Below are 23,642 nucleotides of genomic sequence, written 5' to 3'. Positions count from 1 at the left end.
GGAACCTTAGCGCGTAAAGCGCCTGCTCGACAATGGGCAAAAGGCGCTTTAGTCCAGCGCTGGCTGCGCAAAAGCCTTGCGCACGCTGTCGTGGGAGAACTCGTCGGCGTGTTGCTCGACCCATTGCAGGGCCACCGCCTGAATTTCTTGCAGGTCATCGTGGGTGTCGTGCATGCGGCAATAGCGCTCGATCTGACACACCTGCTCACCCATTCGCGCGCTGAACAGCGTCTGCTCATCGGTGAAGGCGATGCCCACCAGGTAGCCTTTTTTGCGGCGCAGACACCACGCGACATAGCCCGGGTAGCAGATGTCGGCGTTGAGTGTCGGCATGCGTACTTGCAGGGCGGTGCCATGGCGCCAGGCACGGTGGTAATTGCAAGCGATGCCGCCGAGGCTGATAGTGTGCAGCTGTTGCCTGGAAATACACTCAGGCTTGAGCAAGGTTAATTCAACCGGCACCTCGTCCGGATGAGGAATGAAACGTCCCATGAGCACAGACTCCCTGTGTCGGTCATTTGACATTGTTTCCCCCAGTATAGTGGTCGAATCCGAACTGACCGATTTCGACGCCGATCAACGGCTATTGGCGATGAGCGGCGTTTCGCTGGTGATTTTCACCAGCGTCGGTTGCGCCAGTTGCCGTTATGCCCGCGAGGTGTTGCCGGGACTTGATCTGGCCATCGATCAGTTGTGCTGGATCGATGCCGGCGACAACGGCGGGTTGGTCGAGCGTTATCAGGTCTTTCATTTGCCGGCGCTGTTTGTGGTGCGCGACGGTGAGTTCTTTGGGGCATTGCACACGCGCCTGACCGCTGATGCGCTGAACGCGGCGCTGGGACAGGCACTGGGCCGAATTGCAGAGGAGTTGCCATGATGGCGGCAGAGAATAAACCGGGCTTTGATAAACCGGTCGTAGGGATTATCGGTACCGGCGCAATTGGTGGGTTCTACGGTGTGATGCTGGCGCGTGCCGGTTTCGATGTGCACTTTCTGTTGCGCAGCGAATTTTCGGCGGTGGCCGAGCGTGGTTTGCAGGTGAACAGCGCGGTGCATGGCCCGCTGACGTTGAATCCGGTGCAAGCCTATTCGGCTGCCGAAGACATGCCCAAGTGCGACTGGCTGTTGGTAGGGGCGAAAACCACCAGCAACGCCGGTCTCGCGCCTTCCATCATTCAAGCGGCCAAACCGGATGCGAAAGTACTGGTGCTGCAAAACGGTCTCGACGTCGAAGACGGTTTGCGTGAACTGCTCCCCGATTCCCTGCACCTGCTGGGCGGTTTGTGCCTGATTTGCGTACACCGCGAAGGTCCTGGACAAATCACCCATCAGGCCTTGGGCGCCGTCAATGTTGGCTATCACAGCGGCCCGGCCATTGATGACGTTGCACGCATGGCGATTGTCGAAGAGGGCTCCGGTCTGTTCCGCGCCACCGCAATCGATTCACAGGCGATGCCCAATCTGCAGCAGGCGCGCTGGCAGAAACTGGTGTGGAATATTCCCTATAACGGGCTCTCGGTGTTGCTCGGTGCGAGTACCACACCGCTGATGGCCGATGCCGACAGCCGCCTGCTGATCAAGGCGCTGATGAACGAAGTGGTGCAGGGGGCCAAGGCCTGCGGTCACGATATTCCGCCAGGTTACGCCGACTATCTGTTCATGATGACCGAGAAAATGCCCGACTACTGGCCGAGCATGCACCACGATTTTTTACATAAACGACCGCTGGAGCTGGAAGCGATCTACGCTCGGCCATTGGCGGCAGCAAACGCAGCAGGTTGTGAGTTGCCGCGCATCGAAGCGTTGTATCGCAATTTGAGTTTTATCGACCGGCGCAACGTTTAAGCCGGTTGCTTTGGGGGAAAGCATGGCCAAAAACATCGATGACAAACTGGTGCTGGCGATTTCGTCGCGCGCCCTGTTCGACCTGAGCGAGAGCCACAAGGTCTACCTGTCGAGCGGCGTAGAAGCCTACCGGCAATACCAGATCGAACACGAAGACGAAATTCTTGCGCCCGGCGATGCCTTCCCGTTGGTGGAAAAACTCCTGGCACTCAACAGTCGCCTCGGGCGGGCGCGGGTCGAGGTGATTCTGGTCTCGCGCAACAGCGCCGACACTGGTTTGCGTGTGTTCAACTCGATTCACCATTACGGTCTGGCGATTTCCCGCGCAGCGTTTGTCGGCGGGCGCAGTCCGTATCCGTACCTGAAAGCCTTTGGTTGCGACCTGTTTCTGTCGACGCATGCCGAAGACGTGCGCGCGGCACTGGACGCCGGTTTCGCCGCAGCAACGATTCTGTCCGGTGGCGCCAGTCGCGCGGCCAGCGACGAATTGCGCATCGCCTTCGACGGTGACGCGGTGATTTTTTCCGATGAGTCGGAGCGCGTTTATCAGTCCGGCGGGCTGGAAGCGTTCCAGGCCAAGGAGCGTGAGTCGGCCCGCGAGCCATTGCGCGGTGGGCCGTTCAAAGGCTTTCTGGCAGCGCTCAATCTGTTGCAGCGCGAGTTTCCCGATGACGATTGCCCGATCCGCACAGCGCTGGTCACCGCGCGTTCGGCGCCGGCCCATGAGCGGGTGATCCGCACTTTGCGTGAGTGGGATATTCGCCTCGACGAATCCCTGTTCCTCGGCGGCCTGACCAAATCGGCGTTCCTTGAAGCCTTCGCTGCCGACGTGTTTTTCGACGATCAGGCCGGCCACTGCGAACTCGCCCGCGAAGTGGTTGCCACCGGCCACGTGCCGCATGGCATCAGCAACGAACCGTCGGTCTAAAGCCCTGTGGTTCAAGACGTTGCGCCGCACGTCGTACTCGCCAAGGCACTGCTAAGCTGAATCAAATCTCCGCCATGTTGGCTTGCGAGGAGGTCATATGATTCGTTCGATGCTGTATGCCACTGACCTCGGTCTGTACGCACCGTTAGTGATGCAGCATGCCCTGGCGTTGGCGCGAACATTCAATGCCGATTTGTACGTGGTGCACGCGGTGGAGCCGATGGGGCTGTTTGCCGAATCGGTGTTGCAGAGTTACCTCGACGAACAGGCATTGAACGAATTTCACAGCCAGGGTCTGAAAACTGTCATTGCCAATATCGAGCAGCGGGTGCTGGAAAGCTTTCGCGAAGAACTGGGGGATGAAGGCGAGCAGGATCTGCAGCGCATTCGCGCCGTGCGCGTGCTGCAGGGTGATCCGTCGCAGGTGATTCTCGACCAGGTGCAGAAACTCTCGGTCGACTTGCTGATCGTCGGCAGTCACAGCCACGGGGTGGGCGCGGAAACGCCGTTAGGGCGCACGGCGGCGCGAGTTCTGCAATTGGCCAAGGTGCCGGTTTATCTCGTGCCGTTGGTGGAGCGCCGGCGGCGGGGGGATCGCTGAAGCAGGAATAATGGCGCTTTGATAAAAAAGTTCTAGATTTATTATTCAAACCATTAATATAGTTATATACCGTCGCTGATGCCCGTGGCGTCTACCTGCTTTGAGGGATTCATATGAAGCTTCAACAATTGCGCTACATCTGGGAAGTGGCGCACCACGACCTCAACGTTTCCGCTACAGCCCAAAGCCTTTACACCTCGCAACCGGGCATCAGTAAACAAATCCGCCTGCTGGAAGACGAACTCGGCGTCGAAGTGTTTGCCCGCAGCGGCAAGCACCTGACCCGCGTGACCCCGGCCGGCGAGCGCATCATCACCACTGCCGGTGAGATTCTGCGTAAGGTCGAGAGTATCAAGCAGATCGCCCAGGAATTCTCCAACGAGAAAAAAGGCACCCTGTCGATCGCCACCACCCACACTCAGGCACGTTATGCGCTGCCGCCGGTGATCAGCAATTTCATCAAGCAATACCCGGACGTAGCGCTGCACATGCACCAGGGTTCGCCGATGCAGATCGCCGAAATGGCCGCTGACGGCACCGTCGATTTCGCCATCGCTACCGAAGCGCTGGAGCTGTTTGGCGATCTGGTGATGATGCCGTGCTACCGCTGGAATCGTTGCGTAGTCGTGCCGCAGGGCCACCCGCTGACCAAGCTGCCGAAGCTGACCCTTGAAGCTCTGGCCGAATACCCGATCGTGACTTACGTGTTCGGTTTCACAGGCCGTTCGAAACTCGACGAAGCTTTCAGCCATCGCGGCCTGACGCCGAAAGTGGTGTTCACCGCCGCCGACGCCGACGTGATCAAAACCTATGTGCGTCTGGGCCTGGGCGTGGGCATCGTCGCTAAAATGGCGGTCGACACCAAACTCGACAACGATCTGGTGGTGCTGGATGCCAGCGAACTGTTCGAATCGAGCATTACCAAGATCGGTTTCCGTCGCGGCACTTTCCTGCGTGGTTTCATGTGCGACTTCATCGAGAAGTTTGCCCCGCACCTGACCCGCGAAGTGATGGCCAAAGCCATTCAATGCCATAACAAGCAGGAACTGGAAGAACTGTTCGACGGCGTCGAACTGCCGGTTCACTGATCAGTTGTTTCAGAGCACCTCGGTGACAGCGAACTGTTGCCGGGTGCCTGCGACCAGGATCTCCACCTCATCACCTTCGAGCTTGCCCAGCAGACTTTTGCCCAGCGGCGAGCGCGGTGTGATGACGGTAATCGGCTGACCGACCACATCGACTTTCAGGCCTGCCGCATCCGGCGCCAGAAACAGCCATTGCTCGCGACCCTTTTCGTCCTCCAGGCCGAGCAGGGCGCCGACTTCGATACCACGATTTTCGTCATAGGCCCGCAAGGTCAGGTTCTGGCACAGCGCCAGTGACTGACGGATTTCTTCGACCCTTTTCGCCTGACCCGCCGCCAGATACGACGCCTCAAGTCCCAGCGTGTCGTATTTGTTTTCGGCGATGTTTTCTTCGTGGGTCGCCGTTTCGTAAGCGGTTTGCGCGGCGCGTTCGGCGATGTCGAGATCGATGCGCAGTTTGTCGAGAATCAATTGGTGGACGATGTGCTTGTTCATGATCAATCGCAGAATTGCAAAACGTTGGCGCGGCTCTTTTCGCTCGGAGCGGTTTGATCCTGCTGCAGCCAGAACTGGCATTTTGGATTCGACAGATTACGCGTGCTGCCGCGCGCCTGATCCAGCCGTGCCTGCTGCTCGTTCTTGCGCAGGTTTTCTTCGTACTGCTGGAACAATGGGCTTTGCGGCGGAATATCCGGCTGGACCTGAACAGCCGCCGGCGGATTGGCCAGTTGTTGCACCGCCTGGGCAACCGGTGCCAACTGTTCCTTGAACAGAAAATGCGAAAGCAGCCAGCACGTCAGCGCAATAGCGAGAAAACCCAGCCACATGCCCAGGGCAATGCTGCCGGTCAGATGCAGCGCGCTAAGCTGTACAGGCAAGGGCCGGCGTGGGTTGGGGCGATAGGGCATGGCTGCCTCCTGGCGGATGATTGCGGGCAAGTGGCGATTGTCGCACGAAGATTAATCGCCGTCGGCTCTTCTGCGCGAGGTCATTTATGCGGACAATCGGCGCTTTTGCCAACGGGAGTCTTGAATGCCGCAATTGAAAACCCGCTGGGATATTTTCTGCACCGTCGTCGACAACTTTGGTGATATCGGTGTGACCTGGCGTCTGGCCCGGCAACTGGCGGCCGAGCACGGTCTGGCGGTGCGCCTGTGGGTCGATGATCTGCGCGCCTTCGAGCGCATTTGCCCCGAGATCGATATCAACGCGGCACAGCAATCCCGGCAGGGTGTCGAAGTGCGCCACTGGCCGGCCGAGTGGTCGCACACCGACGCCGCCGATGTGGTGATTGCCGCGTTTGCCTGTCAGTTGCCTACTGACTATATGGAGGCGATGGCCGTGCGCGAACAGCCGCCGCTGTGGATGAACCTCGACTATCTCAGCGCCGAAGACTGGGTGATCGGTTGCCACGGGTTGCCGTCGGTCAAATACAAAACCGTGCAGAAGTTCTTCTTTTTTCCGGGCTTTCAGGCGGGCACTGGCGGGCTGCTTCGTGAACGAGGATTGCTTGAGCAGCGTCGACTGTTTCAGCAGGATACCGAGGCTCAGCGCCAGTTTCTGCAAGGTCTGGGGGTCGATCGCGCACCGGATGCGCAGCTGATTTCGCTGTTTGCCTATGAGAATGCCGGGCTGGCGAGTTGGCTTGATGTGCTGGCGGCCGATGCTGCACCGACCCATCTTCTGGTGCCGGAAGGGCGGATTCTTGGCGACGTAGCGCGTTGGCTTGGAGTGGAAACCCTGACGGTGGGCGAGATTAATGTGCGTCAGTCGCTGACCGTGCAGGTATTGCCGTTCGTCCGTCAGGATCAGTATGACCATTTGCTCTGGTGCTGCGATTTCAATGCCGTGCGCGGTGAAGACTCGTTCGTCCGCGCGCAGTGGGCGGCGCGGCCGATGCTGTGGCACATCTATCAGCAGGACGAAGACATCCATCTGGACAAGCTCGACGCCTTCCTTGCGCTCTACACTAAAGGCCTGTCACCGGCCGCTGCCGAGGCGATGAACGGTCTGTGGCGAGCCTGGAGTGCCGGTCAGCCCATCGGCGAACACTGGCTCGCAGTCCGTAATCATTGGCCAGAACTGCAGGAAAATGCCGAAGCGTGGTGTCTGGAACAAGGCTTGCAGGCCGATCTTGCCGCAGCGCTGGTACAGTTTTACCTAAATTGGATATGATACGCGGCCTAGATTTTTGTAAATCCCATCCAAATTCGGATATTCGCAATGAAAACTGGTAAAGAACTGAAACCCGGTACCGTGATCCGTCTCGAGAACGATCCTTGGCTGGTTCAGAAAGCTGAATTCACCAAGTCGGGCCGTAACAGCGCGATCATGAAGACCAAGCTGAAAAACCTGCTGACCGGTTACAAGACCGAGATCGTTTACAGCGCTGACGACAAACTGGACGACGTAATCCTCGACCGCAAAGAAGCGACCCTGTCCTTCATCAGCGGCGACACCTACACGTTCATGGACACCACTGACTACACCATGTACGAGCTGAACGCTGAAGACATCGAAGCTGTTCTGCCTTTCGTTGAAGAAGGCATGACCGATGTTTGCGAAGCGATCTTCTTCGAAGAGCGTCTGGTTTCCGTAGAGCTGCCGACCACCATCGTGCGCGTAGTTGACTACACCGAAGGTTCGGCTCGCGGCGACACTTCCGGCAAAGTCATGAAGCCAGCCAAACTGGCTAACGGTACCGAGCTGCAGGTTGCCGACTTCATCGAAATCGGTGACAAGATCGAAATCGACACCCGCGAAGGCGGTTCCTACAAAGGCCGTGCTAAATAAGCATCGGTTTTTGCGGAAAGAAAAAGCCCGACCATTGAGTCGGGCTTTTTTGTGCCTGCGATTTGAGCTTCACACAATCCCCTGTGGGAGCGAGCCTGCTCGCGAAAGCATTCTGTCAGCCAGCACATCACCGGATGACACACCGCTTTCGCGAGCAGGCTTACTCCCACAATGGGATTGTGATTACTTCAAGTGTTGCTTGAGTTCTTCAGATGCCTGCAACATCGCCGAACGCACTGCCGGCACCTGACTGACCACGTTAAGCAAACCGTAATCGTGGATCATGCCGTTGTAACGCACCGACGTCACCGCCACACCGGCCTCATCGAGTTTGCGCGCATACGCTTCACCTTCATCACGCAACACATCGGCGCCGGCGGTCTGCACCAGTGCTGGCGGCAGGCCCTTCAGTTGTGCAGTGGTGGCCCGCAGCGGCGACGCGTAAATCTCGTTTCGCTGCTTGGCGTCGGTGGTGTAGTTGTCCCAGAACCACTTCATCATGTTGCGCGTGAGGAAGTGCCCTTCGGCGTACTGATTGTAGGAGCCGGTATCGAAATTGGCGTCCGTCACTGGCCACAGCAGCACCTGGAATTTGATCGCCGGCGTGCCTTTGTCTTTGGCCATCAGTGCAACCACAGCCGCCATGTTGCCGCCGACACTATTGCCAGCGACGGCCAGACGCTTGCCATCGACATTGATCTCTTTACCGTGCTCGGCAACCCACTTCGTTGCCGCGTAGGCCTGGTTGATCGCCACCGGGTAATGCGCTTCCGGTGAAGGCGTGTAATTGACGAACACCGCCGCCGCTCCCGAACCGACCACCAGATCCCGCACCAGCCGCTCGTGCGTCGGGAAATCGCCCAGCACCCAGCCACCACCGTGGAAGAACATGAACACTGGCAGCTCGCCCTTGACCCCGGCAGGCCGGACGATGGTCAGGCTCAACGGTTGGCCATCGACCTGGATGGTTTTCTCGCTGACGTCCGCTTTGGGCAGCGTCAGCTTGACTCCGGACTGCGCGCCGACCAGCACGGCGCGGGCATCTTTGGGTGTCAGCTGTTCCATCGGTTTGCCGGTACCGGCATTCAGCACATCGAGAAATGCCTGAGTGTTGTGTTCGACATCACCGGCAAATGCACTGTGGATGGACAGGGCGAGAAGGGTACCGGTCAAGACTTTGCTGAAAGTGTGCATGTTCATTTCCTGTTCGGGCCTGAGGTATCAGCAGTTAAACGGTGACGTGCAGACGCACATCGACGTTGCCGCGGGTGGCGTTGGAGTACGGGCAGACTTGGTGAGCAGCGTCGACCAGCGCTTGTGCGTCGGCTTGTTCCAGGCCAGGCAGGCTGATGTGCAGGTCGATGTCCAGACCGAAGCCACCGGGGATCTGGCCGATACCGACGTGGGCGGTGATCGAGGCATCGTCGGGGATTTTGCGTTTGGTCTGGCTGGCGACGAATTTCAGTGCGCCGATGAAGCAGGCCGAGTAGCCGGCCGCGAACAGTTGCTCAGGGTTGGTCGCCGCGCCGCCGGCACCGCCGAGTTCTTTCGGGGTGGCGAGTTTGACGTCGAGGATGTTGTCGCTGGAGATCGCACGACCATCACGGCCGCCAGTGGAGGTTGCGATTGCGGTGTAGAGAGTTTGCATGGTGTGAGCCTCATTGGGTGTGGTTGTGCGCGCTAATTATTTGCGCGCTAAGTAAGTGCGAGATGAATGTATCGCGCGAATATTTAGTGCGCAAGATAAATTTTTTAAAAAACTGCACTTCCACGAAGGGGCGGGTATGAGAGGGTGGCTGTAAGGCTTGAGTTAGAGCGGATTGCGCGGTAGATCAGGTGGTGAAAATATTTTGCTGTCGATGAAATCAATGTGGGAGCGAGCCTGCTCGCGAATGCGGTGTATCAGTCACCATTCATATCGACTGACACTACGCATTCGCGAGCAGGCTCGCTCCCATAGGGACTGTGTGGAGGTCAGATCAGGCTTTCCTGCAAGTGACCGCGTAGCGCCTGCAACTCTGATTGCAGCTTCTGCAGGCGTTCCAGAGAGAAGCCGCTGGCGCCGAGAATGCATTGCGGAATGGTCTGTGCCTTGTCGCGCAGCGCACGGCCTTGTTCGGTCAGTTCAACCATCACCACCCGCTCATCCTCACGACTGCGCGTACGGCTGAGCAAGCCTTCGCCTTCCAGGCGTTTGAGCAGCGGAGTCAGCGATCCGGGATCGGTCAGCAACCGCGAGCTGATTTCTCCGACGGTCAAACCATCCTTCTCCCACAACACCATCATCGCCAGGTACTGCGGATAGGTCAGGTTCAAGGCTTGCAGCAGCGGCTTGTAGACCTTGGTCATCATCAGCGAAGTGGAATGCAGAGCGAAGCAGGCCTGGTTGTCCAGCAGCAGGTCGTCGCAGGTGTCGCGTTCGGAAGTCATTTCAAAAGCCTTGTTCGGTAATGGTCATGAATCTAGCGCTCGAATCTTTAATGCGCCAGATAATTTTCCGGCGCTAGTGCCGTCCCAGATCTCGCTGTAACGCCAGATCCCATGGCGGCACCGGACTGAAGCGGGTTTTGAGATATTCGAGCAACAAGCGGCTGCGCGAGTTGGTTTGTTGCTCCATACGCAGCGCGTAAATACCGGTGGATTCCGGGCTTGGCAGGCGGTTTTCGCAGAACAACGGCAGCAATTCGCCGCGCAACAGGTATTCGCTGGCCAGCCATGTCGGCAGATGCGCGATGCCCAAGCCAGCCAAGGCGCCGCAGACCAAGGCTTCAGCATTGTTGGCGCTCATGCGGATGCGCGCCGGGCGGTGCAATTGCATCTGGCCGTCCTGCTCGAAGCGCCAGGCGAAGGGCGGAGCGAGGCCGTCCCAGTCGAGGCCGTCATGCTCGCTCAGTTGCGCCGGACTGCCGGGCACACCACGGCGTTTGAGGTAATCAGGACTGGCGCAGGCAATACGCACCATGCTCGCCAAGGGTGTGGCCACCAATCGGGTATCAGCCATTTGTCCAGCGCGCAGCACCAGATCGACTTTGCCCAGGTTCGAGCCGCCCATGTCGACGAAACTGTCGATCAGATGCAACTGCACATCCAGCCCCGGATACAGAACGAGAAAGTCAGCGATCACCGGTGCCAGGTGCCGTCGCCCGAAAGCGGCGGGGGCATCGATGCGGATCAAGCCCTCGGGCGCACTGCTCAAGGACACCGCTTCTGCGCGGGCCAGTTGCAACTCGGCAACAATCCGTCGCGCGCGTTCGGCAAACGCCAGACCTGCCGGCGTTGCGCGCACTGCGTGAGTGCTGCGGACAAACAGCTGGCTGCCGACCGCGCTTTCCAGGCTGTCGATTCGTCGGGCGACGGCCGAGGGTGTCAGCGGATGACGGCGCGAAGCGGCAGAAAAACTGCCGCTCTCCAGTACATCGAGAAACAGCCCGAGTTGATCGGTCAATTGATTGGGGTTCATGGTTGGCAACGCCTGTGCGAAATCAGCATAGCCATTGTGCGTTGCTGTGCGTTTCCCCGCCAGCCGCGACTGCGTAGGATGAATCGCCTGACGTGAGAGGAATTCGGCTGTGATGGAGTTTTTGTTGTACCTGTTGTTCGGCGCCGCGCTTGGCACACTTGGCGGTATCTTCGGCATCGGCGGCGGTTTGATTGCCATTCCGTTGCTCGGCGTGTGGTTTGGCCTTGATCAACAGATCGCCCAAGGCACGGCGCTGGTCATGGTGGTGCCGAACGTGATGCTGGCGCTGTGGCGTTATCACCAGCGCAATCGCATCGAACTGCGGCATGCGCTGCCCTTGGCGGTGATGGGTTTCTGCTTTGCCTGGATCGGTTCGATCTGGGCGGTGGGCATTGATGCGCAAACCATGCGCATCGGCTTTGTCGCGTTCCTGGTGGTGCTCTCGATCTACAACCTGTTGAAGATGTTCGGCAAGCAACCCGCTGTGACATCCGAAATGCGCTATTCCTGGCCGTGGCTTGGCGTGCTTGGCGCGGCGTCCGGGACCATGGGCGGATTGTTCGGAGTGGGCGGAGCGGTGGTGGCAACGCCGGTGCTGACCAGCCTGTTCGGCACCACGCAAGTGGTTGCTCAAGGCTTGTCGCTGGCGCTGGCCTTGCCAAGCACCGGAGTGACTCTGGTCACCTACGCGGTACACCACGAAGTGGACTGGATGATCGGCCTGCCGCTGGCCATCGGTGGTCTGGCCAGCATCAGTTGGGGAGTGAAAGTCGCCCACGCCATGCCGGAAAAACTCCTGCGCGGGCTGTTCTGCGCTTTCCTGGTGCTGTGTGCGGTGATGCTCGCGTTTAAAGTTTGAAGCCTTCGACGATGTGCTCGGCCAGGCACTCGGTGATCGGTGACGGATTGTTCAGGTTGCGGATCAGCATGATGCTGGCTTCGGGCAGCAATGGCAGATCTTCGGCGGCACCGAGAATGCGCATGTCCGGGGTGATCAGGCTTTCCAGTTGCGCGGTGATCGCCAGACCCGCGCTGACCACGGCCATCAACGCCGAGAGGCTGGTGCTGTTGTAGGCGATGCGGTATTCGCGGCCCATCGCATCCAGCGCATTGCACGCCCACAAGCGGCAGAAACAATCACTGTTGAACATCGCCAGCGGCAGCGGGGTTTGTTCGTGGGCACTGAAATTCTGCGCCTCGGCCCAGACAAAACGCTCCTTGCGCAGCAGTTGGCCGATCTCGTTGCCCGGCTCGCGGGTGACGATCGACAGATCCAGATCGGTACGCTGCAGCAGTTGTTTGGTCGACTCGCAATGCACTTCGATCTGGATCAGCGGATAGAACTGCGCGAACCGCGAGAGAATCCCCGGCAGGAACCGCATCACATAATCGTCCGGCGTACCGATGCGCACCGTGCCGACCATGTGCGGCTCGCGCAAGGTGTTGAACACTTCGCTGTGCAACTTGAGGATGCGCCGCGCGTAACCGAGCAGCACCTGGCCCTCTGCGGTCAGGCGCACCTGGCGTCCGTCGCGCTCGAACAACTGCCGCTGCAATACGTCTTCTTCCAGACGCTTCATCTGCATGCTCACCGCCGATTGCGTGCGGTTGACCATTTCGCCGGCACGGGTAAAACCGCCCTGATCAGCGATGGCGACAAAGGTGCGCAGTACATCGGTATCGATACTGGGGTAGGCCGACAATTGATGAATCTCCGTGATGCATGCCATCAGAAACATTCGTTGGATTGATCTTAGCGCCGGCGCGAGACTTGAGCCATCCACAAAGGAGGCAACACGATGAAAGGTCAAAGAGAGTATGTAGACGAAGCAAAATTTTCCGGCCACGGCCATATCGTTTCCGACCTGCTGCACAAGTTTAGCCGCTGGTACGAACTGCACCGTGAACGCGAATTGCTCGCCAGTCTGAGCGACGAAGCGTTGAAGGACATCGGCGTCAGTCGTGCCGACGTTGAACACGAAGCCGTGCGGCCGTTCTGGGATGACCCGATGCATAAATGACCCCCTGCATAAATGATGAGCAGAGCGCTACACAAACCAACTTCCAGTGAGGTAGGTTGCGAGCAGACAAGGAGATGCTCATGCCCGCAACAGTATCCTTTTCCCTCAAACAGGCGCGACGACTGGCGCTGGCAGCCCAAGGCTTCAACGGGCGCCAGCCGCCGACTGTCAAGGCGCCACACCTCAACCGGCTGATCGAACGACTGGGATTGCTGCAAATCGATTCCGTCAACGCCGTGGTGCGCTCGCACTACCTGCCGCTGTTTTCCCGTCTGGGTTCCTATTCTTCTGATTTGCTCGACCAGGCTGCCTGGAGTTCGGGGCGTCGGCGCACATTGTTCGAATATTGGGGCCATGAAGCGTCGTTGCTGCCGCTGTCGATGTATCCGCTGATGGCGTGGCGGATGCAGCGAGCCAGGCGCGGCGAGGATATCTATCAGCAACTGGCGAAATTCGGTCGTGAGCAGCAGGACGTTGTTCGCCGGGTGTTGAACTCGGTCGAAGAGCAGGGCGCGTTGGGCGCCGGCAGCTTGTCGACTCGCGAAGACAAGGCCGGGCCATGGTGGGACTGGAGCGCGGAAAAGCATGCGCTGGAATGGTTGTTTGCGGCGGGCGAAGTGACGGTAGCGGGGCGGCGTGGATTTGAGCGCTTGTATGATTTGCCGGAGCGGGTAATTCCTTCATCGATTCTGCAACAAGCGTTGCCTGATGAAGCCGAAGCGCAGCGCGGGCTGTTGCTGCATGCGTTACAGGCGTTGGGCGTCGGTACAGAAAAAGACCTGCGAGATTACTTCCGTCTGAATCCGGCGGATGCACGGCCGCGACTGGCTGAGCTGGTCGAGGCGGGGCAATTGCAGATGTGCGAAGTCGCTGGTTGGCGACAGATCGCTTATTGCCTGCCGGAGCCGAAAGTCCCGCGCAAGGTCGTGGCCAGTGCGTTGTTGTCGCCGTTTGATTCGTTGATCTGGGAACGCAGCCGCACTGAGCGTTTGTTCGATTTTCGCTATCGGCTGGAAATTTATACGCCGCAGAACAAGCGGGTTTTCGGCTATTACGTGCTGCCGTTCTTGCACAACGAGCGGATTGCAGCGCGGGTTGATCTGCGTGCCGAACGGGCGGCGGGGCAGTTGGCGGTGCATGCGGTGCACGAAGAGGAAAAGGGACTGGATGAGGAAGGGATGTTGGCGCTGGCGCTGAACTTGCGGCAGATGGCGGATTGGCTGGGGCTTGCGCGGGTGCAATTGAATTGTCAGCGCGAGAGTGCGGCGCGGTTGCGGGTGGCATTGGCGGAGCTTGGTGGTGTCTGAGCCGGCCTCTTCGCGAGCAGGCTCGCTCCCACATGGGTTGTGTGTACGACACCAATCCAGTGTGGGAGCGAGCCTGCTCGCGAAAGAGGCGACGCGGTCTAACGGCGAACTTGTTTGAGGGTTTCAGCGATGAGGAACGCCAATTCCAGCGACTGATCGGCATTCATCCGTGGATCACAATGGGTGTGATAGCGATCCGACAAGCCATCTTCAGTAATCGGCCGCGCGCCACCAATGCACTCGGTGACATTCTGCCCGGTCATCTCGATGTGAATCCCGCCGGCATAACTGCCTTCGGCTTCGTGCACCTGGAAGAACTGTTTAACCTCACCGAGGATCTGCGCGAAGTCGCGGGTCTTGTAGCCGCTGCTGGCCTTGATGGTGTTGCCGTGCATCGGGTCTGAGCTCCACAGCACTTGCTTGCCTTCACGCTGCACCGCGCGGATCAGCGCCGGCAGGTGATCGCCGACCTTGTTCGCACCCATCCGCGCGATCAGATTGAGGCGCCCCGGATCGTTGTCCGGGTTGAGCACGTCGATCAAACGGATCAGATCCTCCGGGTTCATGCTCGGGCCGACTTTCACGCCGATCGGGTTGTTCACCCCACGCAGGAACTCAACATGCGCGCCGTCGAGCTGACGGGTACGGTCGCCGATCCACAGCATGTGCGCCGAGCAATCGTAGTAATCGTTGGTCAGGCTGTCGCGGCGCACGAAGGCTTCTTCGTAATTCAGCAGCAACGCTTCGTGGGCGGTGAAGAAGCTGGTTTCGCGCAGTTGTGGCGAGCTGTCCATGCCGCAGGCGCGCATGAACGCCAGGGTTTCATCAATGCGGTCGGCGAGGTGGCTGTACTTCTCGGCCAGCGCGGAGTTGGCGATGAAATCGAGGTTCCACTTGTGCACCTGATGCAGGTCGGCAAAACCGCCTTGGGCAAACGCGCGCAGCAGATTCAGCGTGGCGGTGGACTGGTGGTAGGACTGCAGCAGACGCTCCGGATCCGGTACGCGGCTTTTCTCGTCGAAACCGATGCCGTTGACGATGTCGCCGCGATAAGCCGGCAGGGTCACGCCGTTGATGGTCTCGTCGTTGGCCGAGCGTGGCTTGGCGAACTGGCCGGCCATGCGCCCGACCTTGACCACCGGGCAACCGGCGGCAAAGGTCATGACGATCGCCATCTGCAGCAATACTTTAAAGGTGTCGCGAATCTTCGCCGCGGAGAACTCGGCAAAGCTTTCGGCGCAATCGCCGCCCTGCAACAGAAAGGCCCGGCCCTGAGTGACTTCGGCAAACTGACGACGCAGCTCGCGCGCTTCGCCGGCAAACACCAGCGGCGGATAGCTGGCCAGCGTCTGCTCGACCTGGCGCAGATGCGCAGCGTCAGGATATTGGGGTTGTTGCTGGATCGGCAGGGCGCGCCAGCTGTCAGGGCTCCACGGTTGGCTCATCACGGTCTCTAATTGGTTCTACGCACGGAAGGCCATGTTAGCAGCAATTAGTGCGTGACCTGCTCCCGCCCCATCACCGACAATCGCCGCTTTGCCACGGCGCCACAGCGGTGCCATCGCGTCACCGCGCCCGGTGACCATCAGGAGACGAAATGACTGAGGAGCGCGTCGAGCATCTGCTCGCCGAAGTACAGGATGAGTTCGGCGTGATACGCGTGCTGGAAGTGGCCGATTACCGCTTTCTCGAGTTCGGCGATGCGATCGAGCAGAGCTGCGTGTTCACCGCTGATCCGAGCTGGCTGGAGTACGACTACACCCGCGCGATGCTGATCGGCGCGTTGTGCCATGAGCAGCCGGAGAGCGCGCTGTTTCTGGGGCTCGGTGCCGGTACGCTGACGCAGGCCTGCCTCAAGTTTCTGCCGCTGGAAGATGTCGAAGCGATTGAATTGCGCCCGGATGTGCCGCGTCTGGCCATCGAATACCTTGGGCTGGATGATGATCCACGCCTGTACATTCGCGTCGGCGACGCCCTCGAACTGCTGCCGACTGCCGAGCCGGCGGACCTGATTTTTGTCGACTTGTACACCGATGTCGGGCCGGGTGTCGGCCATCTGGCCTGGAGTTTTCTCGGTGACTGCCAGAAACGGCTGAATCCGGGCGGCTGGCTGGTGATCAACCAGTGGGCCACCGATGATGGCAAGCCGTTGGGCGCGGCGTTGTTGCGCGGGCTCTATCACCGGCACTACTGGGAGCTGCCGGTGAAGGAGGGCAATGTCATTCTGATTGTGCCGGCGGATCTCGATCAGGCGCTGGACATGCAGGCACTGACCGCCCGGGCCGAATCGTTGGCGCCGAAGTTGGGGTATTCGTTGCAGTCGTTGATCAACAGTATTCGCCCGGCCACCTGAGGCATCTGGCCTTGCTGGCCCTATCGCGAGCAGGCTCACTCCTACATTGAAATGCGTTCCCTTGTAGGAGTGAGCCTGCTCGCGATGGCGTCATGGCAGGCGCCAAATTTTTCAGATCCCCTTGAAGACTCCAGGTCGCCGCTCCACCAACGAGCGCACTCCTTCCTTGGCATCTTCACTGGCCAGCAACTTCTTCACCAGCGCCGGCAAACCCTGCGCCGCCGCTGTCTCACCTTCATACCGAGCCTGCCGCGCCGACATCAACGTCGCCTGCACCCCCAACGGCGCCTGCCGGGCAATCCGCTCGGCCAACTCAATCGCCCGTGGCAGCAAATCCTCACTGGCCATCACTTCCTGCACCAACCCCAGGCGCAACGCATCGTGAGCATCGAACTCATCGCCGGTAAGCAACCAGCGCATCGCATTGCCCCATCCGGCGATCTGCTGAAAACGTAAAGTCGCGCCACCAAAAGGAAAGATCCCACGCTGTACTTCCATCTGCGCGAAGCGGGTATTGCTCGCACAGAGATTGATATCTGCCGCCAGCATCAACTCGATACCGATGGTCAGGCAGTAACCTTGCGCGGCGACGATCACCGGTTTGCTCACCCGTGGTCCGACGAAAACACCCCATGGGTCGCAACCGCCGGTCGGAACCTGCCAGCCTTGGGCGAGAGCGGAGCTGGCATTGATCAGATCCAGACCGGCGGTAAAGTGCTCGCCATGGCCAAACACCACCGCCACCCGCGCTTCGCTGTCGGCTTCGAACTCGCCGTAGGCCAGGCTCAGCTCGTTGAGCAGGTCGAGGTCGAAGGCGTTGCGTTTGGCCGCTCGATCGAGGCCAATCAGGTGGACGTGACCACGGCGTTCACGGCTGACGCGGCCGGCACATGGCTGATTCATGGCGAAATCCTTGAGCGGGGAGGGCGGGTGCAGCGACGGTATGCCGCACATCGATGAATCGTTTAAGCTTCATCGCCCGTAGGGCCGGGCCTATGAAAAATAGACCTTGGCGCGATTATCCGCAAAACCCCGTTACACAGCGGTGACACACGCATTCAGACGATAAAAAAAGCTCCCTTTTTGGGCAAAATCCGGTATAGTGCGCGCCGGCCTTTAACCGGGCCGCGTTTAGGTAGCGCAATTTCCCGAAGTCAGCTTCGGCTGCACGTCCGCATTGCGGGCTCTTCCCGGACGATTCTTTTTTTCATTCATTCGTTTTCGCAAATCCCCGCCGACAAAGCTGCCAGGGCGACTCTTGAGTCTCAACACGGCATGCGCAGCTTTGGAGCATGGGTCTTTGCGGATGCACTTAGAGGCAGACCCATGACCCAGGAAACCGGCGGATTCGCCGCTTTTAATCTTAACCCGAATATTCTTGCAGCCGTCGCAGCGACCGGCTACGAAGAGCCTTCGGCGATTCAGCAGCAATCGATCCCGATCATCATGGCCGGCCAGGACATGATTGGCCAGGCGCAAACCGGTACCGGTAAAACCGCCGCGTTCGCACTGCCTATCCTGCACCGCATCGATCCTGCCAAGCGCGAACCGCAAGCCCTGATCCTGGCGCCAACTCGTGAGTTGGCGCTGCAAGTAGCAACCGCTTTCGAAACCTACGCCAAGCAAATGCCGGGCGTTACTGTTGTGGCCGTTTACGGCGGCGCGCCGATGGGCCCACAACTGAAAGCAATCCGTAATGGTGCACAGATCGTTGTCGCCACTCCGGGCCGTCTGTGCGACCACCTGCGTCGTGATGAAAAAGTTCTGTCGACCGTGAACCACCTGGTTCTCGACGAAGCTGACGAAATGTTGAAACTGGGCTTCATGGATGACCTGGAAGTCATCTTCAAGGCTCTGCCAGCGACCCGTCAGACTGTTTTGTTCTCGGCTACCCTGCCGCAGTCGATCCGCGCCATTGCCGAACGCCACCTGCGCGATCCGCAACACGTGAAGATCCAGACCAAGACCCAGACCGTTACCGCGATCGAACAGGCTCACCTGTTGGTTCACGCTGACCAGAAGACTTCGGCCGTTCTCAGCTTGCTGGAAGTGGAAGATTTCGACGCTCTGATCATGTTCGTGCGCACCAAGCAAGCGACCCTGGATCTGGCCAGCGCCCTCGACGCCAAAGGCTACAAAGCCGCGGCGCTGAACGGTGACATCGCCCAGAACCAGCGTGAGCGCGTTATTGACTCGCTGAAAGATGGCCGTCTGGACATCGTTGTTGCGACCGACGTTGCTGCTCGTGGTCTGGACGTTCCGCGCATCACTCACGTGTTCAACGTTGACATGCCGTACGACCCGGAGTCCTACGTTCACCGTATCGGCCGTACTGGCCGTGCCGGTCGTGAAGGTCGTGCACTGCTGCTGGTGACTCCACGTGAGCGCCGCATGCTGCAAGTGATCGAGCGTGTAACCGGTCAGAAAGTTGCCGAAGTACGCCTGCCGGACGCTCAAGCCGTTCTCGATGCGCGCATCAAGAAACTGACCAACAGCCTGTCGCCGCTGGTCGCTGATGCCGAATCGACTCACGGTGAGCTGCTCGATCGTCTGACTGCAGACATCGGCTGCACTCCGCGTGCTCTGGCTGCTGCGCTGCTGCGCAAAGCCACCAACGGTCAAGCGCTGAACCTGGCCGCGATCGAGAAGGAACGTCCACTGGTGCCGAACAACGCACCGCGTGGCGACCGTCCTGAGCGCACCGGTGATCGTCCTGATCGTGGTGACCGCGAGCGTCGCGCGCCAATGCCTCTGGGCGAAGGCCGTGCTCGTTGCCGTACCGCGCTGGGTGCGCGTGACGGTATCGCTGCGAAGAACCTGCTGGGCGCCATCCTCAACGAAGGCGGTCTGGCCCGTGAAGCGATCGGTCGCATCCAGGTGCGTGACAGCTTCAGCCTCGTCGAGCTGCCGGAAGATGGTCTGGACAAACTCCTGACCAAGCTGAAGGACACTCGCGTTGCCGGTAAGCAGCTGAAACTGCGTCGCTATCGCGAAGATTGATCCGCCCTTGGGCTGATTGATCGCACATAAAAAATCCCCGACTGGTTCGGGGATTTTTTTTGCCTGCCTTTTGCCTTTGTGGGAGCGAGCCTGCTCGCGAAAGCGTCAACCGAAACGATAGATGTCCATCCCTAAAGCACCCATCGTGAAGCCCTTGTGCGCCACGCTGAACTCACCGCCCGCGCCCCGGGCAAAATACAGCGGCAACAAATGCTCATCACTCGGATGACTGCGCACCGCATGCGGCGCCTGCTGGCGATAATCATGCAGCGCCGCCTCATCGTCGGCCGCCAACTTCTCGATCACCCAGTCACGAAAATCCCGCGCCCACGGCTCGACACTTTCCGGGCCGGCGTGCCAGTCGAGTTCACGCAGGTTGTGGGTGATGCTGCCGGAACCAATGAGCAAAATACCCTGATCACGCAGGCTCGCCAGCGCTCGGCCGACCCGGGTTTGCAGCGCCGGGCCCGCGCGACTCGGCAGCGAGACTTGCACCACCGGGATATCCGCCAGCGGGTACATCAACGACAGTGGCACCCAGACACCGTGATCGAACGGACGTTGCGGATCAAGGCGCGCTGGCAGATTGTTGGCAGTCAACAGATCGGCCACCTCAGCGGCCAACTGCGGATTGCCCGGCGCCGGGTACTGCACTTCAAACAGCGCGCGGGGAAAGCCCCCGAAGTCGTGCCAGGTTTCCGGTTGCGCATGGCTGCTGACGAGCAGTTCGTGGCTCTCCCAATGAGCAGAGACGATCACGATGGCTTTGGGTTTCGGTAATTCGGCGGCCAGACGCGCCAGCGCCGGGCCACTGGCGCCGGGCTCCAGCGCCAGCATGGGCGAACCGTGGGAAATAAACAGGCTGGGAAACATGATGGGTTCCTGAGCGTTAAGATGGCCTCATCTTCAGTCAGATCATTGATCTAAATCTAATATAAGTTTTAACGCTTTTTGATCGAATTATTGGGAGTGATACATGCAGCCTGAGTTTTGGCACAAGAAGTGGGCTTCGGGGCAGATTGGTTTTCATCTGCCCGAGGTGAACCCGTATCTGCAGCGGCACTGGGCGGCCCCGGCATCGGCGCGGGTGCTCGTGCCTTTGTGTGGGAAAAGTCTGGATCTGGCGTGGCTGGCAGGGCACGGTCATCAGGTGCTCGGTATCGAGTTGTCGGAGAAGGCTATTGAAGGCTTTTTCAGTGAGCATCAGATACAGCCGCAGATCAGCCAGAAGGGCGCATTCAAGGTCTATCGCGGTGAAGCCATCGAGCTGTGGTGCGGCGACTTCTTCGCGCTGACAGCGAGTGATGTGGCCGATTGCACGGCGATATACGACCGTGCCGCACTGATTGCCTTGCCAGCGCCGATGCGTGAGCGCTATGCGGCGCATCTTCAGCGGATCCTGCCGCTGGGTGTGCAAGGGCTGTTGATTACGCTGGATTACGATCAGGCGCAGATGCCGGGGCCGCCGTTTGCGGTGGGTGATGATGAGGTGCAGCGGTTGCTGAGTGGTGCCTGGCAGGTGCAGGTGCTGGAAGAGCAGGATGTGCTGGGTGAGAGCGGAAAGTTTCTTCAGGCTGGCGTGACGCGGCTGGAGGAGCGGGTGTACCGCGTGTCTTCCCGATAAATTTTTGCTGACAGTGCCGGCCCTTTCGCGAGCAGGCTCGCTCCCACATTGGGTGGGGGTTCGCAGGGCTCGTGTGGGAGCGAGCCTGCTCGCGAAGAGGCGATCAGCAACAATCCATTATTGGCAGGAACAAAAAAGGTCCGCATCACTGCGGACCTTTTTTCATTGTTACGCCAGTCGGATCAACCGCGACGACGCAGCGCGTCGATACGCTCTTCCAGTGGCGGGTGGCTCATGAACATGCGGGCAAAGCCCTGTTTGATGCCACCGTTGATGCCAAAGGCGTTCAGGGTGTCCGGCATATGTACCGGCAGGCCCTGTTCGGCGCGCAGGCGTTGCAGTGCGCCGATCATTGCGCTGGTGCCCGCCAGACGTGCGCCGGCTTCGTCGGCACGGAATTCGCGCTTGCGCGAGAACCACATGACGATCGCACTGGCGAGAATGCCCAGTACCAGTTCGGCGAAGATGGTCGCCACGTAGTAGGCGATGCCCTGGCCTTCTTCGTTCTTGAAGATCACTTTGTCGACGAAGTTGCCGATGATCCGCGCAAAGAACATCACGAAGGTGTTCACCACGCCCTGGATCAGCGCCAGCGTAACCATGTCACCGTTGGCCACGTGACCGATTTCGTGGGCCAGTACGGCTTTCACTTCATCGGGCGAGAAACGCTCGAGCAAGCCCTGGCTGACCGCGACCAGCGCGTCGTTCTTGTTCCAGCCAGTGGCGAAGGCGTTTGCTTCGTAGGCCGGGAAAATACCGACTTCGGGCATCTTGATCCCGGCTTCGCGGGACAGTTGCTCGACGGTTTGCAGCAGCCATTGCTCATGCCGGGTACGTGGCTGGCTGATGATCTGGGTGCCGGTGCTCATCTTCGCCATCCACTTGGAGATGAACAGCGAGAACAGGGAGCCGGCGAAACCAAAGACCGCACAGAAAACCAGCAGCTGACTAAGGTCGAGATCAACCCCGTTGGCCGCCATGAACCCGTTGAAGCCGAACAGGCTCAGGGTGATGCTGGCTATCAGCACGACCGCCAGGTTAGTGGCCAAAAACAGCAGGATGCGCATCATGGTTGTAGAAATCTCCTCAAGCTAAAGATGTAGCGTACTGCGGGGTATATAAGGTGCTGCACCGGGCTATTCAACTGAGTGACTATTTCAAACTGTGTCCTACAGCGAATTCTTCGGTGCTCGGCACATTTCCCACGACAGATACCGATAGGGATGACAGCCAGCCGCGACCCGTCGCCATTACCTCAGGCGCAGGTGACTGATACGAATCGCAAGTGTAGAAGGCGTGCGCAGACGCGGAATGCAGAAGTGTTGCTGAATCAGACAGTGCGCAACGTTTGGCCGTTGCGCACTGCTGGCCAGTTACTGGCGGTACGACTTGAGGAAGTTGCCGATGCGGCCGATGGCCATTTCCAGATCGTCGACGCGGGGCAGGGTGACCACGCGGAAGTGATCCGGCCACGGCCAGTTGAACGCCGTGCCCTGCACCACCAGCAGCTTCTCGGACAGCAACAGGTCGAGGACGAATTTTTCGTCGTTGTGGATCGGGCAGACCTTCGGGTCGATCTTCGGGAACGCATACAGCGCACCCATCGGCTTGACGCAGCTCACACCCGGAATGTCGTTGAGCAGCTCCCAGGTGCGGTTGCGCTGTTCGAGCAGGCGACCCTGCGGCAGCACCAGATCATTGATGCTCTGATAGCCACCCAGTGCGGTCTGGATCGCATGCTGGCTCGGCACGTTGGCGCACAGGCGCATGTTGGCCAGCATGTCGATGCCTTCGATGTAGCTCTGCGCGTTGTGTTTCGGCCCGGAGATGGCGATCCAGCCGGAGCGGAAACCCGCTACGCGGTAGGACTTCGACAGACCGTTGAACGTCAGGCAGAGCAGGTCCGGCGCCAAGGAGGCGGTGCAGATGTGCACGGCATCGTCATACAGAATCTTGTCGTAGATCTCGTCGGAGAACACCACCAGGTTGTGCGCACGCGCGATTTCCAGCATGCCCAGCAGCACTTCCTTCGAATACACCGCGCCGGTCGGGTTGTTCGGGTTGATGATCACCATGGCTTTGGTGTTCGGGGTGATCTTGGCCTTGATGTCGGCCAGATCCGGGAACCAGTCCGCGCCTTCGTCGCACAGGTAATGCACGGCGTTACCGCCAGCGAGGCTGACGGCGGCAGTCCACAGCGGATAGTCCGGGGCCGGCACCAACACTTCGTCGCCGTTGTTGAGCAGCGCCTGGAGCGACATCACGATCAGCTCGGAAACGCCGTTGCCCAGATAGATGTCTTCGATGCCGACACCTTCGACATTCTTCTGCTGGTAGTACTGCATCACCGCTTTACGCGCGCTGAACAGACCTTTGGAGTCACTGTAGCCTTGCGCGGTCGGCAGGTTGCGGATCACATCCTGAAGGATTTCGTCCGGGGCTTCGAAACCAAACGGCGCCGGGTTGCCGATGTTCAGCTTGAGGATGCGCTGGCCTTCCTCTTCCAGTCGTTTGGCGTGCTTGAGCACCGGGCCGCGAATGTCGTAGCAGACGTTGGCGAGCTTGTTCGATTTGCTGAACTGCATGGCGATGTGATCCCGAAAATGAACGATCCAGGCGGCGGAT

General features: G+C 59.5%; 26 protein-coding genes. 13 read left to right on the top strand and 13 right to left on the bottom strand.

Going from position 1 to position 23,642, the window contains the following annotated elements; translation table 11 throughout:
* Positions 1-48 precede the first annotated feature (48 nt).
* A complete protein-coding gene (locus QOM10_RS20805) occupies positions 49-492 on the bottom strand; it encodes a PilZ domain-containing protein (RefSeq protein ID WP_007908584.1) in 444 nt (147 codons plus the stop codon).
* Between QOM10_RS20805 and QOM10_RS20800 the strand changes: the two genes are divergently transcribed.
* The 5 genes from QOM10_RS20800 to cysB all read left to right on the top strand — a co-directional run bounded on the left by QOM10_RS20800 (position 491) and on the right by cysB (position 4,462).
* Entirely contained in the window at positions 491-877 is a 387-nt protein-coding gene (locus QOM10_RS20800; RefSeq protein ID WP_160041313.1) for a thioredoxin family protein, read from the top strand. The two genes, QOM10_RS20805 and QOM10_RS20800, sit on opposite strands and share 2 nt — an antisense overlap.
* Positions 877-1,845 (top strand): putative 2-dehydropantoate 2-reductase, encoded by a 969-nt coding sequence (locus QOM10_RS20795; protein WP_410479233.1) that lies wholly within the window; start codon positions 877-879, stop codon positions 1,843-1,845. Before QOM10_RS20800 ends, QOM10_RS20795 begins: the two co-directional genes overlap by 1 nt.
* A 22-nt stretch (positions 1,846-1,867) precedes the next feature.
* A complete protein-coding gene (locus QOM10_RS20790) occupies positions 1,868-2,773 on the top strand; it encodes a 5'-nucleotidase (RefSeq protein ID WP_102900381.1) in 906 nt (301 codons plus the stop codon).
* A 97-nt stretch (positions 2,774-2,870) separates the two neighbouring features.
* On the top strand, positions 2,871-3,374 hold the full coding sequence (locus QOM10_RS20785; RefSeq protein WP_127929242.1) for a universal stress protein: 504 nt from the start codon (positions 2,871-2,873) through the stop codon (positions 3,372-3,374).
* 113 nt (positions 3,375-3,487) lie between these two features.
* On the top strand, positions 3,488-4,462 hold the full coding sequence (gene cysB / locus QOM10_RS20780) for an HTH-type transcriptional regulator CysB (RefSeq protein WP_007908591.1): 975 nt from the start codon (positions 3,488-3,490) through the stop codon (positions 4,460-4,462).
* Positions 4,463-4,471: 9 nt separating this feature from the next.
* Here cysB and QOM10_RS20775 read toward each other — a convergent pair whose 3' ends face one another.
* Positions 4,472-4,954 carry a GreA/GreB family elongation factor gene (locus QOM10_RS20775; protein WP_127929241.1) on the bottom strand — a complete coding sequence of 161 codons (483 nt, stop codon included), beginning with the start codon at positions 4,952-4,954 and terminating at the stop codon, positions 4,472-4,474.
* Between the two features lie 2 nt (positions 4,955-4,956).
* Entirely contained in the window at positions 4,957-5,367 is a 411-nt protein-coding gene (locus QOM10_RS20770) for a hypothetical protein (protein WP_016985498.1), read from the bottom strand.
* A gap of 124 nt (positions 5,368-5,491) precedes the next feature.
* On the opposite strand from QOM10_RS20770, the gene earP reads away from it, so the two are divergent.
* The gene (gene earP, locus QOM10_RS20765) at positions 5,492-6,634 is read left to right on the top strand and encodes an elongation factor P maturation arginine rhamnosyltransferase EarP (RefSeq protein WP_316916876.1); all 1,143 of its coding nucleotides are present in this window, start codon (positions 5,492-5,494) and stop codon (positions 6,632-6,634) included.
* 48 nt (positions 6,635-6,682) lie between these two features.
* A complete protein-coding gene (locus tag QOM10_RS20760; RefSeq protein WP_007908599.1) occupies positions 6,683-7,252 on the top strand; it encodes an elongation factor P in 570 nt (189 codons plus the stop codon).
* 183 nt (positions 7,253-7,435) lie between these two features.
* Here QOM10_RS20760 and QOM10_RS20755 read toward each other — a convergent pair whose 3' ends face one another.
* The 4 genes from QOM10_RS20755 to QOM10_RS20740 form a co-directional block, all read right to left on the bottom strand.
* Positions 7,436-8,446 (bottom strand): alpha/beta hydrolase, encoded by a 1,011-nt coding sequence (locus QOM10_RS20755; RefSeq protein WP_316916875.1) that lies wholly within the window; start codon positions 8,444-8,446, stop codon positions 7,436-7,438.
* Positions 8,447-8,480: 34 nt separating this feature from the next.
* On the bottom strand, positions 8,481-8,900 hold the full coding sequence (locus tag QOM10_RS20750) for an organic hydroperoxide resistance protein (protein WP_007908600.1): 420 nt from the start codon (positions 8,898-8,900) through the stop codon (positions 8,481-8,483).
* Between the two features lie 326 nt (positions 8,901-9,226).
* Positions 9,227-9,682: a MarR family winged helix-turn-helix transcriptional regulator gene (locus tag QOM10_RS20745; protein ID WP_127929238.1), complete on the bottom strand. Its 456-nt coding sequence runs from the start codon at positions 9,680-9,682 to the stop codon at positions 9,227-9,229.
* 73 nt (positions 9,683-9,755) lie between these two features.
* The gene (locus tag QOM10_RS20740; RefSeq protein ID WP_316916874.1) at positions 9,756-10,712 is read right to left on the bottom strand and encodes a LysR family transcriptional regulator; all 957 of its coding nucleotides are present in this window, start codon (positions 10,710-10,712) and stop codon (positions 9,756-9,758) included.
* 109 nt (positions 10,713-10,821) lie between these two features.
* Between QOM10_RS20740 and QOM10_RS20735 the strand changes: the two genes are divergently transcribed.
* Positions 10,822-11,571 carry a sulfite exporter TauE/SafE family protein gene (locus tag QOM10_RS20735; RefSeq protein WP_316916873.1) on the top strand — a complete coding sequence of 250 codons (750 nt, stop codon included), beginning with the start codon at positions 10,822-10,824 and terminating at the stop codon, positions 11,569-11,571.
* Here the strand turns inward: QOM10_RS20735 and QOM10_RS20730 are convergent.
* Positions 11,561-12,415 (bottom strand): LysR substrate-binding domain-containing protein, encoded by an 855-nt coding sequence (locus QOM10_RS20730; protein ID WP_007908606.1) that lies wholly within the window; start codon positions 12,413-12,415, stop codon positions 11,561-11,563. The genes QOM10_RS20735 and QOM10_RS20730 overlap by 11 nt on opposite strands.
* A gap of 96 nt (positions 12,416-12,511) precedes the next feature.
* Between QOM10_RS20730 and QOM10_RS20725 the strand changes: the two genes are divergently transcribed.
* Together QOM10_RS20725 and QOM10_RS20720 are read left to right on the top strand one after the other, a co-directional pair.
* The gene (locus QOM10_RS20725) at positions 12,512-12,733 is read left to right on the top strand and encodes a DUF1127 domain-containing protein (protein WP_016985493.1); all 222 of its coding nucleotides are present in this window, start codon (positions 12,512-12,514) and stop codon (positions 12,731-12,733) included.
* An 80-nt stretch (positions 12,734-12,813) separates the two neighbouring features.
* Complete coding sequence (locus QOM10_RS20720) at positions 12,814-14,040, top strand: winged helix-turn-helix domain-containing protein (RefSeq protein ID WP_316916872.1); 1,227 nt, start codon at positions 12,814-12,816, stop codon at positions 14,038-14,040.
* Positions 14,041-14,138: 98 nt separating this feature from the next.
* Here the strand turns inward: QOM10_RS20720 and QOM10_RS20715 are convergent, their stop codons facing one another.
* A complete protein-coding gene (locus QOM10_RS20715) occupies positions 14,139-15,485 on the bottom strand; it encodes a class II 3-deoxy-7-phosphoheptulonate synthase (protein WP_038364269.1) in 1,347 nt (448 codons plus the stop codon).
* Between the two features lie 152 nt (positions 15,486-15,637).
* On the opposite strand from QOM10_RS20715, the gene QOM10_RS20710 reads away from it, so the two are divergent.
* A complete protein-coding gene (locus QOM10_RS20710) occupies positions 15,638-16,393 on the top strand; it encodes a spermidine synthase (protein ID WP_127929233.1) in 756 nt (251 codons plus the stop codon).
* 111 nt (positions 16,394-16,504) lie between these two features.
* On the opposite strand, the gene QOM10_RS20705 is transcribed toward QOM10_RS20710, so the two are convergent.
* Entirely contained in the window at positions 16,505-17,296 is a 792-nt protein-coding gene (locus tag QOM10_RS20705) for a crotonase/enoyl-CoA hydratase family protein (RefSeq protein ID WP_316916871.1), read from the bottom strand.
* 423 nt (positions 17,297-17,719) lie between these two features.
* On the opposite strand from QOM10_RS20705, the gene QOM10_RS20700 reads away from it, so the two are divergent.
* Complete coding sequence (locus tag QOM10_RS20700; protein WP_008088238.1) at positions 17,720-19,393, top strand: DEAD/DEAH box helicase; 1,674 nt, start codon at positions 17,720-17,722, stop codon at positions 19,391-19,393.
* Between the two features lie 105 nt (positions 19,394-19,498).
* Here QOM10_RS20700 and QOM10_RS20695 read toward each other — a convergent pair whose 3' ends face one another.
* On the bottom strand, positions 19,499-20,266 hold the full coding sequence (locus QOM10_RS20695) for a DODA-type extradiol aromatic ring-opening family dioxygenase (protein WP_212621366.1): 768 nt from the start codon (positions 20,264-20,266) through the stop codon (positions 19,499-19,501).
* A gap of 103 nt (positions 20,267-20,369) precedes the next feature.
* Here QOM10_RS20695 and QOM10_RS20690 point away from each other — a divergent pair, with 103 nt between their 5' ends.
* Complete coding sequence (locus QOM10_RS20690; protein WP_316916870.1) at positions 20,370-21,017, top strand: thiopurine S-methyltransferase; 648 nt, start codon at positions 20,370-20,372, stop codon at positions 21,015-21,017.
* Between the two features lie 182 nt (positions 21,018-21,199).
* Here the strand turns inward: QOM10_RS20690 and htpX are convergent, their stop codons facing one another.
* The gene (htpX, locus tag QOM10_RS20685; protein WP_007908619.1) at positions 21,200-22,087 is read right to left on the bottom strand and encodes a protease HtpX; all 888 of its coding nucleotides are present in this window, start codon (positions 22,085-22,087) and stop codon (positions 21,200-21,202) included.
* 303 nt (positions 22,088-22,390) lie between these two features.
* On the bottom strand, positions 22,391-23,602 hold the full coding sequence (locus QOM10_RS20680) for a pyridoxal phosphate-dependent aminotransferase (protein WP_007908620.1): 1,212 nt from the start codon (positions 23,600-23,602) through the stop codon (positions 22,391-22,393).
* Positions 23,603-23,642: the final 40 nt, after the last annotated feature.

This window comes from Pseudomonas sp. P108 (genome assembly GCF_032613195.1).
In the GTDB taxonomy this organism is placed as follows: Bacteria; Pseudomonadota; Gammaproteobacteria; order Pseudomonadales; family Pseudomonadaceae; genus Aquipseudomonas.
This window is presented reverse-complemented; position numbering and strand designations above follow the sequence as displayed.